Annotated in this window: 14 protein-coding genes; all 14 read left to right on the top strand. The window is 47.8% G+C overall.

Translation table 11 applies throughout. The features are described from left to right. The first annotated feature begins 201 nt into the window (after positions 1–201). The 14 genes from ACZOWY_RS07020 to ACZOWY_RS07085 all read left to right on the top strand — a co-directional run bounded on the left by ACZOWY_RS07020 (position 202) and on the right by ACZOWY_RS07085 (position 16,493). Positions 202–4,416 carry a translocation/assembly module TamB domain-containing protein gene (locus tag ACZOWY_RS07020; RefSeq protein ID WP_484394446.1) on the top strand — a complete coding sequence of 1,405 codons (4,215 nt, stop codon included), beginning with the start codon at positions 202–204 and terminating at the stop codon, positions 4,414–4,416. Beyond that, positions 4,376–5,065, top strand: a complete 690-nt coding sequence (locus ACZOWY_RS07025; protein WP_484394450.1) for a sigma-70 family RNA polymerase sigma factor — start codon at positions 4,376–4,378, stop codon at positions 5,063–5,065. The genes ACZOWY_RS07020 and ACZOWY_RS07025 overlap by 41 nt, the downstream gene beginning before the upstream one ends. Before the next feature lie 191 nt (positions 5,066–5,256). Then, positions 5,257–5,799: a hypothetical protein gene (locus ACZOWY_RS07030; protein WP_484394454.1), complete on the top strand. Its 543-nt coding sequence runs from the start codon at positions 5,257–5,259 to the stop codon at positions 5,797–5,799. Between the two features lie 112 nt (positions 5,800–5,911). Continuing rightward, a complete protein-coding gene (locus ACZOWY_RS07035) occupies positions 5,912–7,882 on the top strand; it encodes a BamA/OMP85 family outer membrane protein (protein ID WP_484394459.1) in 1,971 nt (656 codons plus the stop codon). A 5-nt stretch (positions 7,883–7,887) separates the two neighbouring features. Continuing rightward, on the top strand, positions 7,888–9,165 hold the full coding sequence (locus ACZOWY_RS07040; protein WP_484394463.1) for a hypothetical protein: 1,278 nt from the start codon (positions 7,888–7,890) through the stop codon (positions 9,163–9,165). Between the two features lie 98 nt (positions 9,166–9,263). Beyond that, positions 9,264–9,755 carry an OmpH/Skp family outer membrane protein gene (locus ACZOWY_RS07045; protein WP_484394467.1) on the top strand — a complete coding sequence of 164 codons (492 nt, stop codon included), beginning with the start codon at positions 9,264–9,266 and terminating at the stop codon, positions 9,753–9,755. A 60-nt stretch (positions 9,756–9,815) separates the two neighbouring features. Further along, entirely contained in the window at positions 9,816–10,811 is a 996-nt protein-coding gene (locus ACZOWY_RS07050) for a hypothetical protein (RefSeq protein WP_484394472.1), read from the top strand. 22 nt (positions 10,812–10,833) lie between these two features. Then, a complete protein-coding gene (locus tag ACZOWY_RS07055) occupies positions 10,834–11,241 on the top strand; it encodes an OmpH/Skp family outer membrane protein (protein WP_484394475.1) in 408 nt (135 codons plus the stop codon). 148 nt (positions 11,242–11,389) lie between these two features. Further along, positions 11,390–12,415, top strand: a complete 1,026-nt coding sequence (lpxD, locus tag ACZOWY_RS07060) for a UDP-3-O-(3-hydroxymyristoyl)glucosamine N-acyltransferase (RefSeq protein WP_484394479.1) — start codon at positions 11,390–11,392, stop codon at positions 12,413–12,415. Between the two features lie 30 nt (positions 12,416–12,445). After that, on the top strand, positions 12,446–13,318 hold the full coding sequence (locus tag ACZOWY_RS07065) for a lysophospholipid acyltransferase family protein (RefSeq protein ID WP_484394482.1): 873 nt from the start codon (positions 12,446–12,448) through the stop codon (positions 13,316–13,318). 18 nt (positions 13,319–13,336) lie between these two features. Then, a complete protein-coding gene (gene lpxC / locus ACZOWY_RS07070; protein WP_484394488.1) occupies positions 13,337–14,167 on the top strand; it encodes a UDP-3-O-acyl-N-acetylglucosamine deacetylase in 831 nt (276 codons plus the stop codon). Then, positions 14,167–14,616 (top strand): 3-hydroxyacyl-ACP dehydratase FabZ, encoded by a 450-nt coding sequence (gene fabZ / locus ACZOWY_RS07075; RefSeq protein ID WP_484394493.1) that lies wholly within the window; start codon positions 14,167–14,169, stop codon positions 14,614–14,616. Before lpxC ends, fabZ begins: the two co-directional genes overlap by 1 nt. 165 nt (positions 14,617–14,781) lie before the next feature. After that, positions 14,782–15,585, top strand: a complete 804-nt coding sequence (lpxA, locus tag ACZOWY_RS07080; RefSeq protein WP_484394498.1) for an acyl-ACP--UDP-N-acetylglucosamine O-acyltransferase — start codon at positions 14,782–14,784, stop codon at positions 15,583–15,585. An 83-nt stretch (positions 15,586–15,668) separates the two neighbouring features. Then, on the top strand, positions 15,669–16,493 hold the full coding sequence (locus tag ACZOWY_RS07085) for an LpxI family protein (protein WP_484394502.1): 825 nt from the start codon (positions 15,669–15,671) through the stop codon (positions 16,491–16,493). The last annotated feature ends 196 nt before the right edge of the window (positions 16,494–16,689 follow it).

The raw sequence follows: 16,689 nt of genomic DNA on the forward strand, positions 1-16,689 counted from the left end.
AATAAGGTATAACATGATTATAATGGTTTTTAATTCGAAATCCTGACATGTATTTGAGTAAACAAAGAAGACCGGAAACTTGACGGGGGCGTGAACAGTAATATGAATCGGTGGGCAAAATGGCTTGCAGGCATTGCAGCGGTTTTTTGCGCCCTTTTTTGGGGCGTTACACAGATTGTGCTGCCGGATCTTCTGAAACAGGTGGGACCGTATGCTGAAAAGCTGGCGGCGGATTATGTCAATGGTTCGGTGCAGGTCGGTTCTGTGGCCTGGCCCGGGAGTAACAGGATCCTGATACAGGATGTTACGGTTAAAGACCAAAAGCAGCAGGTGGTTGCAACGGTGCCCGCAGCATCTGTCACAGTAAATCCTTTCAAGGGTTTTTCCGGACTGGAAAAAGCGGTTTCCGTAATCGATTTGGAGAAACCGACAGTATACATAAAACAGGATAAGGACGAAAAATGGAACTATGAAAACCTCCTGAAACCCTCCCAGTCCGATACCACTCCTTTCTACGGGAAAGTCAACGTGCAGCAGGGAACTGCCGTGGTGCAGCTGCCGGAAGGGACTTGGCAATATCAGATTGACGGTTCGATGGACGGTAGTTATAATCCGGCTTTCGACCTGGACTTTAAAGTCAGTGCGCCCGGCATGGCGACAGCGACCGTATTGGGCAGCATTGACAATAAGGGCGTGGGCAGGATCGTCATGAAATCAGACCGGGTGGATCTGGCGCCTTATCATGCTCTGGCACTCCGTTATGGCCAGGTCACGGGAGTGGCCGGCCAGGTCACGGACATTGACGGCGAATGGAGTAATGACGGCAGGGATACCGTATTACGGGGCAAATGCAGACTGCAGGATGTGCGTGGCAGCTATCAGGCGAAGGAACAGGAACTGCCGTTCCGGATTACCGGTGATGTATCTTCGACGGATCATGTCATTACCTCGGACCGGCTGCTGGTAAGTCTGAATGAGCAGGTTGCGGTTCTTTCCGGCGCATTGGATATCCATGATCCGGATAATCCGGAAGGACATCTTTCCATTCAGTCTGATAAAGTTTCCTATAATGGTGAGACGCTCACTAATGTAGAGGCAGAAGCAGTATTGTCCGGAAATAAAGCGGCAGTGAATTATTTCTCGGCTGCGTACCGGAATGGCAGGATCGGCGGACAGGGCGTATATGAACTGGATTCCGGCAAGCTGACAGGAACGGCGGATATCCGCAATGTGGTCATTGAAGGTGAAAAAGTCCATGGAGAACGGTTTCTGCTTAACGCCATGCTGGCTGGCCATGGGACCTATAACCGGGAAGACGGGAGCTTAAACATGAATGTGGCCGCCAATACGATGAACATGCAATGGCGGGACACTGTTCTCAATGTGGCGGATTTCGATATGGATCTGACCAATGCCGGCGCTGACATCCATACCTTTTCGGCTTTGACCGGGAACGGTGCGCTGCAGGCTGCCGGTCATGTATCTTTTGATGGCAGCTACAATCTTTCCGGACGGATGGCAAATATGCCGTTGGATCCGGTTCTGGCGGCGGCAGGCCAGAATGGCAGCGGGTATATTTCTTCCCCATCTTATCATGTGTCCGGTTTGGGAAGCCGCATCAATTTTGAAGGCCCTGTACAGCTTCAGCAGGTTTCCTTCCGGGACATGTTCCTGCAGGACGGCCAGGGTCAGGTTACCGTTCGTGACAATGTGGCGGAGTTGAAAGATTATCAGCTCGTCATGGACCGGGGGAGCCATACGGCCAATGGAACGATCGACCTGCGGGGCGAGGAACCGCGGTTTGATTTGGCGGTGGAAACCGAAAAAGTACGTATAGAGCCACTCATGGCAGCAGCAGGACTGCAGGAAACGCTTAAAGTGACCGGAAATCTGAACCATCTGATGCATATTACAGGCCCATTGTCTGACCCTGCCGTACAGGGGGATGTGGATATGTCTGACGGCAGTGTGAAAGGGTATCTGGTGGATTCCGTAACCGGAAGGTATTTTTATCACAAAGGAGCCCTGAGGCTGGATAATATTGTAGTCAGGGCATTGTCATCCACGTTAAAACTGCATGGAGTTATGGATCCGGATCATCATCTGGATTTTCAGGCGGAAGCGACGGATGTGGATCTGAGCCGGCTTCCGGTCCGTGAAGAAGATGTCGCCCTGAAAGGCTATGCTTCTGCAACAGGACATTTGTCCGGAACAGCAGAGAAACCATTGTTCTCCGGTAATGTTATCAGCGAAGAATTCTTTGTCAATGAAGTTTCGGTGAAAAACCTGGAAGGGGTACTGGTCAGCAATGGACAGGATATTAATTCTTTAAAAGGTACCTGCGAACAGACGAATACGGACGGACTGACATCTGCCTATATGATCGATCTTGCATTAAATATCCCGAAACGGGATTTGCGGGGGAAAATGGGGATCATGTACGGCGATCTGCAAAATATCCTGAAAATGGCCAGGGTTGACTTCCCTGTTAAGGGGCTGGTTGCCGGGACGTTGGAATTTAACGGCCCGGATGCGGATACAATCGCAGATCTCTGGGGTTATAATCTGGATATTAATAGCGTAAAATACGATCAGATGGCCCTGAAGGCCCGGATGAAAAAGGGCGTTCTGACGGTTGAGAACATAAAACTTCAGGAAGACAGGACATTTTTCAGGGAGGGCACCATTTCTGCAGGCGGTACCGTTGACTTTCGTAACAGGGTAATGAATATACAGGCACAGGCGGTAGATGCGAACCCTGCCATCCTGACTGCATTTATGTATGAACCGGTAACATTGACCGGTTCACTGAACATGACAGCACAGATGGAAGGACCCTGGGATAAACTGAAAGGGAGCGGTTCTGCACAGTTGGCTCAGGGCAGTCTGGAAGAGATGTCCTTTGACCGCGCAGACCTTGTGTTCAGCCTGGAAAACGATATGATTACACTGCGTCAGTTCTCCGCCGAACAGGATATGTATAAACTGACAGCTGATGGCAAAATTCCGGTAGATATATTACGTGCTAAAGAAAAGAGAAAAAATCCGGATGCACAGATGAATATCCAGGTTGATTTCAACCAGGCAAGCCTTGCAGTTTTCGGAACACATCCCAGGATAGACTGGGGCGTAGGAAGCACCAAAGGTCTGGTGAAGATAACAGGTTCTTTGGAAGAACCGCAAATGTATGGGGATATTGAAGTAGAAGAGGGTTGTCTGAAACTGAAAGATGTCCGGACATTGATAGACAAAGTTGCGCTGCGTGTTGTATTCCGCGGCAGCAACATGACTGTTGAAAAGTTCGCGGCAGAACTGGGAAAGGGTTCTGTGGAAGCAAGCGGAAGTTATGACTTCAGGGCCCCGGATGAAAAGGCTTATCTGTTTAACGTTGCGGCGAAAAACGCAGAGGTGGAATCGGCAGTTTTTAAAGGCCGTATTAATGGGACTTTGTCAATGTCTCCGGAGCATTTCCGGATTCCTAAACGCCTTTTGCAAAAACAGGAAGCCGGAGAACCGGATAAGAAGGCAATGCCGGTACAGGGTATGGAAGAAGGCTGGCGTCCCAAAATAACAGCGGATGTATTGCTGGATGATGTAATGATCGATATGCCAACCATTCCCTCCCTGGGAGAAGGAGACAGTAATCTGGGAATGGATGTATCAGTAAAGCTTGGCCCGAAGGTTCATCTGTATAATAAATATTTATATGACCTGTGGCTGAAGGGTGCGGTAAAGGCCGAAGGCAGTACCGTCTTTCCGCGGATCAGCGGCGGTATCGACACGGATAAAGGGACTGTGACATATCTCCGGACCCGCTTTAAAGTTGACAATGGTTCTGTCAGGTGGCAGAATCCGGGATCCTTCCTGCCTTATGTGAAGCTGAACGCGAATACAAAATTCAGCCGGTACAGGATCGCTCTCCAGATTGACGGGTCGTTACGAAAAGATACCCTGGATATGAAACTGACGTCGAATCCGTATCTGTCGCAGAATGCGCTGGTCCGCATGCTGACATTGCAACGCTCGTCGGCCGGCAGTGATGATATAACGAATGAAGATATGCATAATCTGCTGATTGCCGGCTTGGAAACAGGGCTGCTGGGAGATGTGGAACGGACGATTCGAAAGGCGCTGGGAATTGATGAGTTCCGTGTTTATGTCGGTAAGGTTGAAAACGGTGTTGATTTTGATAACCGGATCATTCGTGAACTGACAGAGGAAGAAAAAGAGCAGTATAATTTCCTGGTCGCGAAAAATCTGACAGACCGCTGGAAAATCGGTTATACCAGCAGTTTTGACGGGAAATATGATAATATTTATACACAGTATCAGATTACCGAACATATGAATTTCACGCTTTCCCAGGATCAGGATCATGACAGACGGTACAGTGTGGAATATCGGATCACATTCTGAGCAGAGGTGGATCATTGTGCTGCAGAAATATCTGGAAGAACTGAAAAAAATAAAACTTCTTTCCCCGGAGGAAGAGAAAGAACTCTGGATTCGCGAAGCGGAAGGAAATGAAGATGCCCACCAGAAACTGATTACATCCTACCAGCCGCTGGTTTTTAAAACAGCGGCGCAATTCCATGTACCGGAAGAAACCATGATGGAACTGATTCAGGAAGGTACGGTGGGACTTTTGGAAGCTGCCGAAAACTATGATTATACAAAAGGCGTTGCATTCAGTCTCTATGCAATCCATCGCATCCGGGGCAGGATGCGTGATTTCCTGCACAGGGAGTTTTCCCACGTGGAACTTTCTTTGGACAGGGAAACGGAAGAAGGCTGGAGACTTGCGGAAGTGTTGCCGTCCTTCCAGCTGCTTCCGGAAGAGGTGGCGGAACGCCACGCGGTTTCCGACAGAGTATCCAGGGCCGTGGATCGGCTCCCGCAAAAGGAGAAACAGGTTCTGATGGGTATCTTTATAGAAAACAAGACACCCACCGTTCTGGCTGCGGATATCCGGGTTACGACGAATCATATATACCGCCTGGAAAAACAGGGGGTTCGCAGGATACGTGGGATGCTATCCCGCTTTATGAGCGACTTAAAAAAATAATTTTGCGTTTCGGTATATGAATTATGTTCGCTATGAACGGGTTTAAAAGAAAAGTGGTCTTATCGGGCTATAAAGAAGAGATAGTGGGAGAAAAACTGAGAAAACACAAAAAAATAAGTTTTTTTTGCAGGTTAATTTGCCAAGTTTGTTCAGATTATATATAATCATATGTAAGTTTGGAGGGAAACTCTATGACTCAGAGCCGATCTGTGTGCAGTCGTATCCGGAATGCGAAGGCCAGCCTTGACAATGCGGAACGTAGTTTTCGCAGTAATCAGGAGGTTCGTGGTGAACTGGATCTGATGCTGGCAGAAGCGGAACTGGATAATATACGACAGAAACGGCCGGGAATTTCCTGGACACGCCGCATGCTGGCTGCATGTGCTGCTGTTCTGTTGCTGGCTTCAGGAGGTTTGGGCTGGTGGTGGGCCTCTGCATATGGGAGAAATACGACAAATGCGGCAGGTATTCAGGGAATGGTGATCACTCCAGAAAAAGGGAAGCCCGTTGCAGACAGGGATAAAAACGTGCCTGTTTCCCGACAAAACGATACGCCTTCCGATGCTGTATCTGAAAAGAAAGCAATCATGAAAGAAAAACCGGATACACCGGTGCAGGCCGCTGTACCGCAACTGCAGCAGATGAGGAACCGGGACGTGGGTGTCCGGCTTTCTGCCGATCAGATGCGTCGGCTGATTCGTTCCGGAAAACAGGAACTGGAAAGCATACGATAAATTACAAAGACTTATTGTTATAATCACCGTAAGGTGTATAATATAATAGTTAGGCTATTGACAGAACCTTTGATTCTAAATTTCCGACTTTAAGGGGAGGTTTACTGGTATTATGAAACATGCTTTGGAAAAACAGATTACAGTTGGTTTGCTGGCAACACTGCTTGTTGCCAGTCCTGTGTTTGCAGAAACGACAACGACTGTGTCCGATTCGATTGGACTCAAAAAGAAACCTGTTTCAACAACGAGTGAAAAAGAAAGCACTGCGCAGACACAGGGAAACGGGACCGCAGGATCAACAACTGCCAGGACAAGCCGGTTAAATCTCCCTCCTGCGCAAAGTCCTGTTCCGGGGCAGGATATCGGGGTGCAGGAAGAAGAGAATGAACTGGCTCCTTATCTCAATAAAACCGTGACCAAAATTAGTGTTGAAGGAAACGAGGAAATCCCTTCGGAAGATATTCTGAAAGCAGTTTACAGTAAACCGGGTCTGCCTCTGGCAGAAGAGGATATTACCAGAGACATGCAGGCCATTTACGGTCTGGGCTGGTTTTATGAATTACGACCGTCCTTCCAGATTGTACCGGAAGGCGTCCAGGTAACCTATCATGTTCAGGAGAATCCCAAATTTGATCATTTGGAAGTAACGGGGAATACCAAAGTTTCTACTGAGCAGATTCGTCAGATTGTGAATCTTCCGAAAGGAAAAATTGTAAATATCCGGGAATCCAACAGGAAATTGGGCTTTGTGGAGGAACAATATAAAAGAGACGGTTATATCCTTGCCCGTATTACAGACGTAAGTTTCCAACCGGGAGGGGTTCTGGCGATAAAAATCAATGAAGGTATTGTAGAGGATTTCAAGGTTAAAGGGAATGTAAAGACAAAAGACAAAGTTATTTTACGTGAAATCCGAATGAAAAAAGGTGATCCCTTTAATGCAACACTGGCACGTCGTTCTATGAACCGTATTCAGAATCTGGGATTCTTTGAAGATGTTAATATGAAACTGAATCCCGGCCGTCAGCCTAATGCAGTAGAAATGGAAATCAATGTGGTTGAAATGAATACCGGTACCTTTGGCATTGGCGCAGGTTACAGTGATGCGGACGGCTTTGTCGGTATGATTTCAGTCGGTGACAAGAATTTCCGGGGAACCGGCGACAGTATCATGCTTCGCTGGGAATTTGGCGGGGAAGATAATAAAAACTACGAGCTTACGTACCGAAAACCGTGGCTGGATAAAAAAGAAACCTCATTGGGAATTTCCCTTTATGATTTTACCAACGAATATGCGGATTATGACCGTAACGGCGATGAAATTGCCCGGTATGACAAAAAACGTGTAGGCCAGGAGATTACGCTTGGCCGTCCCCAGGGTGAATTCGTCCGGCATTATATTACGCTGAAACACCGTGATGATAAATATAAAAAACCAATAAATGGATATAATGTTCAGTATTATGAACCGAGTTATGATACGGAATATGAAAAAATATTTCATAAAAAGACTACCGCACAGGAACGCCGTGATCAGAACTTTGGCACAACGAACAGTATAACTTATTCCCGTGTATATGATTCCCGTGACAATATCTATGATCCCCATGCCGGAAAGCGTAATTCCTATACGTTGGAACTTGCCGGTCTGGGCGGTGATTTCACTTATGAGAAGCTCAGCGTAAACTATCGTTATTATCTGCCTTTGCAGAGACAACGGGTGCTGGCGTTTGATCTGGCGGCCGGTTACGCCTGGGGCGACATGCCTTTGTCCCAGCGTTTTGCAGTAGGCGGTGCGGACACGCTGCGCGGTTACAAAGATGACCAGTTCAAAGGAAACAGTATGCTGCGGGGTACGGCGGAATACCGCTTCCCCATCAGGAACAAGGTACAGGGAGTAGTATTCTACGATATCGGCTATGCCTGGGATAAACGCGATCAGGATGCCTTTGATTTCAGCCTGATGGAATCCGGTTACGGTCTTGGCCTGCGGATCAATTCGCCGCTGGGTCCGATCAAGCTTGACTGGGGTAAAGGAAAGCAGCGCAGCCGGTTCCATTTCAGCTTTGGCGGACAGTTCTGATCACCATGTTGCAAAGGGTTGTTTTGTTACTGCTGGCTCTCTTCTGGACAGGAAGTGTGCTGGCGTCACCGGTGACAAAGGTAAATGTGCGTATCGTTGATGAGGGAGGGAACACCAGTCATGTCCTGCTTCACAAAATGGAAGACAGTATGCAGGTGGTGGCTTCCCAGTTATTTAACGGAAGGGATTCGGCATTTATTGCAGCTGATGTGCCAGGTTATGAGAGTCTTCTGTCGGAAATTGCCGACCGCGTCATTACCGGATACCAGACGAACCGGGTTTCTCTTTCCATGGTACAGGAAGACGAGGGAACTGCGGCGAATCTGGTCTTCAGGGTCGGTCCCTGGGCCAGGACGGTGCAGACGGTTGATGTGGATATACAGTTTTCCGGTGTCAGTCCTTTTGCCGCTGGCGTTTTACAGGAAAAATTACCGTCTTTAAAGGAACAGCTTCAGCAAACGCTGCAGGGGGCTTCTCTGGATGCAGCTGATTGGGCCGGCGGGGTTTTGCGGGGCCTGGTCAAAAGCAATGTCGAGTCTGAGTTACCGGATTTTAAGGCGGCGGTGGATCTGACGACCCGGGATGATCATGTGGCAGTACAGGTGATCATTTATCCGATAGGGGAACTGGTGCGCAGTGTGCAATACAGCATGATTTCCAGATCCATACCGAATATACTGCTGATGCAGCTGAAATATAAATATGCAGATAAGGCGAAGTCTCTGCAGGGACTTCCTGTTTCCTATATAGAAAAAAATCAGGAATCGCTGTCTCAGAAACTGTTGCGGGAACTGTCGGAAGAGCCGCAGGTCAGGCGGTACCATCTCAATCCGAAGGTGGCCATTCATTCCGGGGCTGAAACGCTGGTAGACATTTCGCTGGAGTCTGATGAATACAAAATCTGGTTTGAAGGATATGGCGATATTGACAGAAAAGACCATAATCTGTCCGGACGTGCCCATATCGGCAAATTCATCTCCCGCAGGGATGAAATCTTCGGTGAGGCGGGCGTGGATCTGAAGGATGTAAAGTGGGATTTCAGCGCAGGTTATGCGTACCATTGCGGAAAGGCAACTGTTTCGTATATGCGGCGTGTTCCGGCGGATGCCGATATCTACCGCCTGGAATATGATTTCACACCGAAATGGCGGTTCCGTTTTGAACATTTCGGTGACAGGAAAGAAAATGAGTATGCAGTCCGTTACAGGATTCATGAATTTTTAAGTGGTGAATATGTGTATTCTACAGAAAAGTCTTATTTTCGGATCGTGGGCAATCTGTAAAAAATTGATGAAAAATACGGTGAAATGTTGAAAGTACCCGTGATGATTGGTATAATAAATGAGTAAACTATTTTTAAAGAAAGCAGGTAATTTCTATTATGATGGAAAAATTGAGAAACCCTAAAAATGTTAAAACCATTTCATTGATTGTAGCGGCGATATTTGTCATCGGCTGTTTCACGCTGGCTATGAGCGCCGGTGGATTTGGAAACAGTGTGGCTTCCGCTGCGGCAAGCGAATCTGCAATTGGCGTAGTTGATTATCAGGTGCTGGTTTCCCAGCATCCCCAACTGGAGCAGGTCCGTTCGGATATGCAGCAGGCAATTTCTGAGACCCGTAAAGAATTTGATAAGAACAGCCAGAACATGAATGATGAAGAAAAAGAACGCTATTACCGGCAAATGCAGGAACGCCTGGCTAACAAAGAAAAAGATTTAATGGATCCGATACTGAAAGGAATCAACGATACCATAAAAACAATTGCAGATAAAAAGGGCCTGAAGGTTGTAGTTGATAAATCTACAGTGGTATATGGCGGTACGAACATTACTGATGAAGTTGCCAAAGCACTGCAGAATCCGAAGAAATGACAAAGCTTAAAATGAGGCTCTGTACGAGCCTCATTTTCCATTGCAGAAGGAGGAAACGCGATGCGCTGGCTTTTGATTGTTTTCACAGGTCTGGCGCTGATGCTTTCGGCCTGTAACAGAATGGGAAGCGGGGAAAAGATAGCGGTTGTAAACTGGGATAAAGCGTTGCAGGAGCATCCGCAGTATTCCCGTTTGCAAAAGATGAGAGATGAGTATAATCTGCTTTTGGATAAGCGTAAGGAGCAGGAAGTCATCGGAAAAACCCGTATAAGCGGTTTGGCAAAATTGCAACAGCTGAAGAGGAACAGCAAACAGAATTTCCTGTCTGCTGATTTTTTAGCCCGTCTGACAGAAAAGCAGATGGCTGAACAGCAAAAACTAAAGCAACTGAGTGGTCAAATAGCCGATCAGGTAGACAAGGAACTGGCGGAAGAAGAAAAGAAGCTGGAAGAGCATTACCGGTTGCAGCTGTTTAATTTGCGGCTTAAGCTGGATACGGTCCGCATGGTTCCGGAAGAACGTAAAAAGCTGGAGGCGGAACTGAAAGCGGTGAGGGCGGCCAGAGACCGTGACCGGATGCTGTTGATGCAACACAAAATAGGAATTGTAAACGAGCGGATGCAACCGCATATCAACGCCATGCGGCAACGGTTGGATGCCTATGCCGGTCAGCTGCGGCAGCAGATGATGGCAGATATGATTAAGGGTTCGGACCGGGATAATCCGTTATTGAAAAAGGCGCCAGAGGCTCTGAAAGAACTGCTTGGCACAATGGATCAGGAGCTGGACAGGCATCAGCAGGGGATTGAAACATTGGAAATCTCGATAAAAAAAGAGATGGAGAGCCAGGTTGTAAAGATTGCGAAAGAACGAGGTTATTCCGTGGTTTTTCATAAGTATCGAACCAATGTTTCGGCGGATGATATAACCGGTGACGTGATTGCCGGTTTGAAAAAACTGGAGACCCGTACGAAAGCAGCGGAAGCTTTAAACAAAAAAGCGGCTGGCACTACTGCGGGGAAGCAGGGTATTTCGGGAAATGCGAGCATTAAATAATTCGGGAGGATGATGATAGAAAATGAAAAAAGTATTAGCTTGTCTTATGATAGTCTGTGCATTGCTGGCAGTTGGCTGCAGCGGACGTAATGCTGCCTTTGGGGTAGTAGATATTAAAAAAGTGGAAGCCGAGGCGCCGGCCGTAAAGACAATCAAAGAAGACCTGGAGAAGAAAGCCAAAGAGCTACAGGAACAGATGCAGAAAGAGACCGAGGGGAAGAGCAGGGAAGAAGCAGAAAAAATCGTTCAGGATAAAAGGGCCCAGATGCAGGTGGCATCCTCTGAAGCACAGAACAAGCTGAAGGCAAGCCTGGACACTGCTTTGACTGAAGTTTCCAAAGAAAAGAACCTCAGCGCTGTCCTGGTCAAGGATGCAGTTCCTTCCGGCGGTGTGGATGTGACTGATGAAGTTATTAAAAAGATGAAGTAATGCAGGTGCGGAACATGTATCATGTATAACCTGCCAAACTATGCGAGAAGTATTTTGTATCACCCGTAGCGGGCGGAGTCACGTCCGTCCGCTTTTTTCCTTTATGAGAATAATGTCTGTTAAATAAAAACAAGGGGTTGTAATAACTATGGAAAAATCATTACAGGAGCTGGCTGCTTTCTTGCACGGTAAGCTGGAGAATGATGACCCTGCGATGCGTATTACCGGTGTAAACGGGCTGGTAGAAGCGGGACCGACAGAAATCTCGTTTGCTATACCGCCATATGTGGAATTCTGCCATAAAAGCCGAGCTGGCGCTATGATACTGGCCCCGGAAGACCGTAAATTGGAACGCCCAGTAATCAGGGTTAATAATCCCAAGCAGGCTTTTGCCGAATTGCTGGAACTGTTCCGGCCCAGGGAAGAGGTAGTCCGGGTGATCAGCCCACAGGCGTATGTGGCAGAGGATGCAAAAGTTGGTAACAATGTTGCGATTCAGCCTTTTGCTGTCGTGGAAACCGGTGCGGAAATCGGGGATAATACGGTGATTTATGCCCATGCATATATTGGGCGGCATGTAAAAGTTGGCAGCGACTGCGTGATTTATCCTAACGTAACCGTACGGGAAGACTGCATCATCGGCAACCGGAATATCCTGCAGCCCGGCTGCGTGATTGGCGGCGACGGTTTTGGCTTTGTAACAAATAACGGAAAACATAATAAGGTGCAGCAGACAGGGAACGTTGTGTTGGGCAACGATGTGGAAATTGGATGTAATTCCTGCATTGACCGGGCAACTGTTGGCAGTACGATTGTAGGCAATGGGACCAAACTGGATAATCTGGTACATCTGGGACATAACGACGTGGTCGGGGAAAATAACCTGTTCGTGGCACTCGTGGGTATTCCCGGCAGTGTGACCATCGGTAACAATAATACGTTTGGCGGGCAGTCTGCTACTGTCGGGCATATTACTATTGGCAATAATAATACTATGGCAGGAAGATGCGGCGTTATCGGAAATGTAGGGGACAATCAGGTACTGGCCGGGTTCCCTCATATGTCTCATGTAGAATGGCTGCGGCAGCAGTCAAAACTGCGCAAAATCGGCGAACTTATGAAAACTGTCAGAGATCTTCAAAAAGAAATTGCCGAACTGAAAAAAAGGAAGTGATCTGGAGTCTCTATGCTGGCATATTATGTAATGAAACTGCTTAGCAAAATTTTCTGCCTGCTTCCCCGGAGGGTGGGAATGGCCTTTGGCAGTGTGCTGGGGAGGATGGCGCTGTTGTTTGTGCCGGAATGGCGTATGAAAATGGCAGCGGCCAATGTGCAGGAATGTCTCCACGTACCGCCGGAAGAAGCCGAAAAGATTGCTGTTGAGAGCGTGGTCAAGTTTGGGCGTATGGTTATTGAAGTATTGCGTTTTCCGTTACTGAAACCGGACACAATTCAAGATGTTGTAAAAACGGACGGACTGGAATATCTGGAAGAAGCTTACGCAAAGGGAAAAGGTGCCCTGATGTGTACCGGCCATTTTGGCAACTGGGAATTACTGGGGGCCAACGTGGCCTTGCACGGTTATCCTATGTTGAGCATAGCCCGAAAGCAAAACAACAGTGCAATGGATCGCTTTATTAACGAATACAGGGAAATTGTCGGGCAGAAAGTTGCCTATAACCGTGGCAAGGAAGGGGTGCTGGCCATGGGCCGGTATCTTAAGGAAAAGCACCTGCTTGGGATCCTGTTTGATCAGGATTCTAACAATACCGGTATAAAAATCAGCCTTTTCGGCAAAGAATCTATCACACCGGCAGGACCTGCCGTATTCAGTCGTACCTTTGGCTGCCCGATTCTGCCGATTTTTATGCATTATGATGCAGATGGCAGCTGCCGGGCCAAAATCTATCCGCCGCTGTATGCGGAAAAGACAGCAGATAAAGACGAGGATCTTTATCAGGTAACAAAAAAATTAACGAAAATTTTGGAACAGGAAATCCGCAACAATCCACCCATGTGGTTTTGGGTGCATGACCGGTGGAAAGACGGCAAGAAGCGGTTTAAAGTGAAAAAATAGAATGTTGAGGGTATTTATATGGAAAAACAGGTAACATTGGCGGCCGGAGTGAGTTATTCCGGAGCAGGGCTGCATTCCGGGGAAGACGTGATTATGACGTTAAAACCCGGAAACCCGGATACAGGTATCGTGTTTGTCCGGACAGATCTGCCGGGGCAGCCGGAAATTCATGCGCGGGCGGAGCTGGTGACTTCCACATTGAAGGCTACGACCCTGAGCGAAAACGACGCCCAGGTCTTTACGGTAGAGCACCTGCTGGGAGCATTATTTGCCATGGGGATCGATAACTGCCGGATCGAGATGGATGCGCCGGAGCCACCTGTGACGGACGGCAGTGGTCTTGTGTTTGCGCAGCTGGTAAAAAAAGCCGGACGAAAGGAACAGGATGCAGAGAAAAAGGTATACGCGGTGGATAAATCGTTCTCTGTGTATGACGGAGACAAATTTATCGCCATGCTTCCCTATGACGGGATGCGCATCTCCTTCACCTCTGTCAATGCCCATCCGCTGCTGGGAACCCAGTACTATGACGTGCTGTTGGAGGAAGAGACTTTTTTAAAGGAAATTGCGCCGGCCCGTACCATCGGTTTTATGCGGGAAGTGGAACAGATGCGGAAGATGGGCCTGGGGCTGGGCGGCAATCTGGAAAACGCGTTGGTATACGATGATACCAAATGTCTGTCTGTGCCTCGTTTTCCTGACGAACTGGTGCGTCATAAAATTTTGGACGTATTAGGGGACCTGTCTCTGATCGGGCCATGGAAAGGGCACATTATTGCAGTTAAATCAGGACATTCTTATAATTCGCAGTTAGCAAAACAAATTATCGCTTACAGGGAGGGTAAATAATGGCAATTACACTGGATATTATTGAAATCAAAAAAATTCTGCCGCACCGTTTTCCCATGTTGCTGGTAGACAGGATCCTGGATCTGGAACCCATGAAATGGGCTGTCGGTGTTAAAAATATTACGGCTAATGAGTTACAGTTTCTGGGACATTTCCCGGACGAACCCATTATGCCAGGGGTGCTTCTGATTGAAGCGATGGCCCAGGTGGGTGGTGTGGCCATGTTGTATCCGCCGGAAAACAGGGGAAAGATTGCTGTATTTGCCAAAATCGACAAAGTCCGTTTCCATAAACAGGTGGTGCCTGGGGATCAGGTGGTGACCCGGGCGGAAGTAGTGAAGATCCACGGTAACATGGGCGTGATCCATTGCGAAGGAAAAGTTGACGGGGAACCGGCCTGCGAATGTGATTGTTTCTTTGCTCTTCAGGATAAAATCGAGAAAAATTAAGAAAAAGAGTAAAAGTACAGATTAATTCTTAGATAATCGTAAATATATGCGAAATATCATCAAATACGAAAAATAATCAAATGTTGAAAAACGTCGTATTTGAAGAGTATATTTGTTAAAGTAATACTTCTTGATGCTTGAGCAAATATCAGAGGGAGTGAGAAGATGGCGGCGATTGTTACACCATTACAGAAGATACATGAGACAGCGATTATTGAAAAGGGCGCGGAAATCGGTAAAAATGTAGTAATTGGCCCGTATGCGGTTATCAAACACGATGTTGTACTGGGGGATGGCTGCATTGTTGGTCCGCATGTAGTGATTCACCCGTATACGACAATTGGCAAAGACTGCCAGTTTTTCCCGGGCGCTTCTATCGGCAGTGTTCCGCAGGATTTGAAATTTAAGGGAGAACGCAGCTATACGGTCATCGGCGACCGCGGTGTTTTCCGTGAATGCGTAACTGTAAGCCGTGCCTGCGGGGAAGGTAATGAGACCCGTATCGGTAACGACATTCTGATGATGGCTTATACCCACATTGCCCATAACTGCATCGTAGGAAACAATGTAATCATGTCTAATGTGGCTACTCTCGCGGGACATGTGGTGGTGGAAGACCGGGCGGTTATCGGCGGCCTGGCTGCTGTGCATCAGTTCTGCCGTATCGGACGGAATGCCATGGCTGGCGGTATGAGCCGGATATCCCAGGATATTCCACCGTTTATGCTGGTAGCAGGCGATCCTGCGTTTGTGGCAGGGCTGAACAGTGTGGGACTGGCCCGTGCCGGGATGCCGCTGGAAATCCGCACTCAGTTGAAAAAGGCGTTCCGTATTCTGTATCGCAGCGGGCTTTCATTAGAAGAAGCTGTTGCTACCATGGAACAGGAATTGGACAGCAGCGAACCGGTTGAACATCTGATGCGCTTCCTGCGTAATGCAGAACGGGGCATTATCCATACGCGGAAATAAGATCAGAAATGAATGACAAAAAATAATAACAGAGGCAGCGGATTGTTTCGCTGCCTTTCGTTTATGAAACAGGCGGTGTATCAATGGAAACTTTGGGCTTGCTGGCCGGCATTGGCCATCTTCCGGTAGATGTGGCGCAGTCTGCAAAAAAACTGGGCTATCGGGTTGTAGCGATAGCGGTGGTAGCAGATACGGATCCGGAACTGCCGGAAAATGCGGATGTATTCTATACGATTAACGTCGGCAAAGTGGGAAAAATTTTGCAGACACTGAAACAGCATGATGTAAAAAATGTAACCATGATTGGCAAGGTTACGAAAGAGGTTTTATATAAAAACGGGGTTATGATTCCGGACTTGACTACAATACGTGTGCTGGCATCCCTTCCGGACCGGAAGGACGATACCATTATGAATGCAATCGTGAAGCTGATTGAAGACGCAGGCATGCAGGTGATGGATCAGACGGCGCTGATCCAACCGCTTCTGCCTGAACCGGGGGTGCTGACAAAGCGAAAGCCCACGGAACAGGAATGGAAGGACATGCAGTTCGGCTTCCGTATGGCCAAGGAACTGGGGCGGCTGGATATCGGTCAGACCGTGGTGGTAAAAAACCAGGCGGTCATGGCCCTGGAAGCCATTGAAGGGACGGACGCCTGTATTTTACGGGGCGGTTTTCTCGGCAAGGGTGGCGTAGTGGTTGCTAAAACAGCCAAACCGGCCCAGGATAACCGTTTTGATATGCCCAGCGTAGGAACTACCACGCTGACATCCATGATCCATGCGGGAGCTACCGGAATTATCGTGGAAGCGGGGCGGACCTTACTGGTTGACCGCAAACGCACACTGGCTATGGCTGAAGAAAAAGGGATTACTATTGTGTCTGTGAGTGAATCTGAATTAGTCTGATAAAAGGCGGGATCATAAAAGAAGCTGAAGCAGATAATAAAAAATGAAATATTTATGGAATCGGCAGCTGAAAGGTTTATTCAGCTGCCTTTTTGTGCTATAATAAGATGATTTAATATGTACAAAAATGGATAATTGTTGGCTGCGACAGGAAATGTTCCCAACTGCGGAACAGATAATGTATCATTCGTTTTTC

The sequence above is a fragment of the Succiniclasticum sp. genome, from assembly GCF_056977735.1.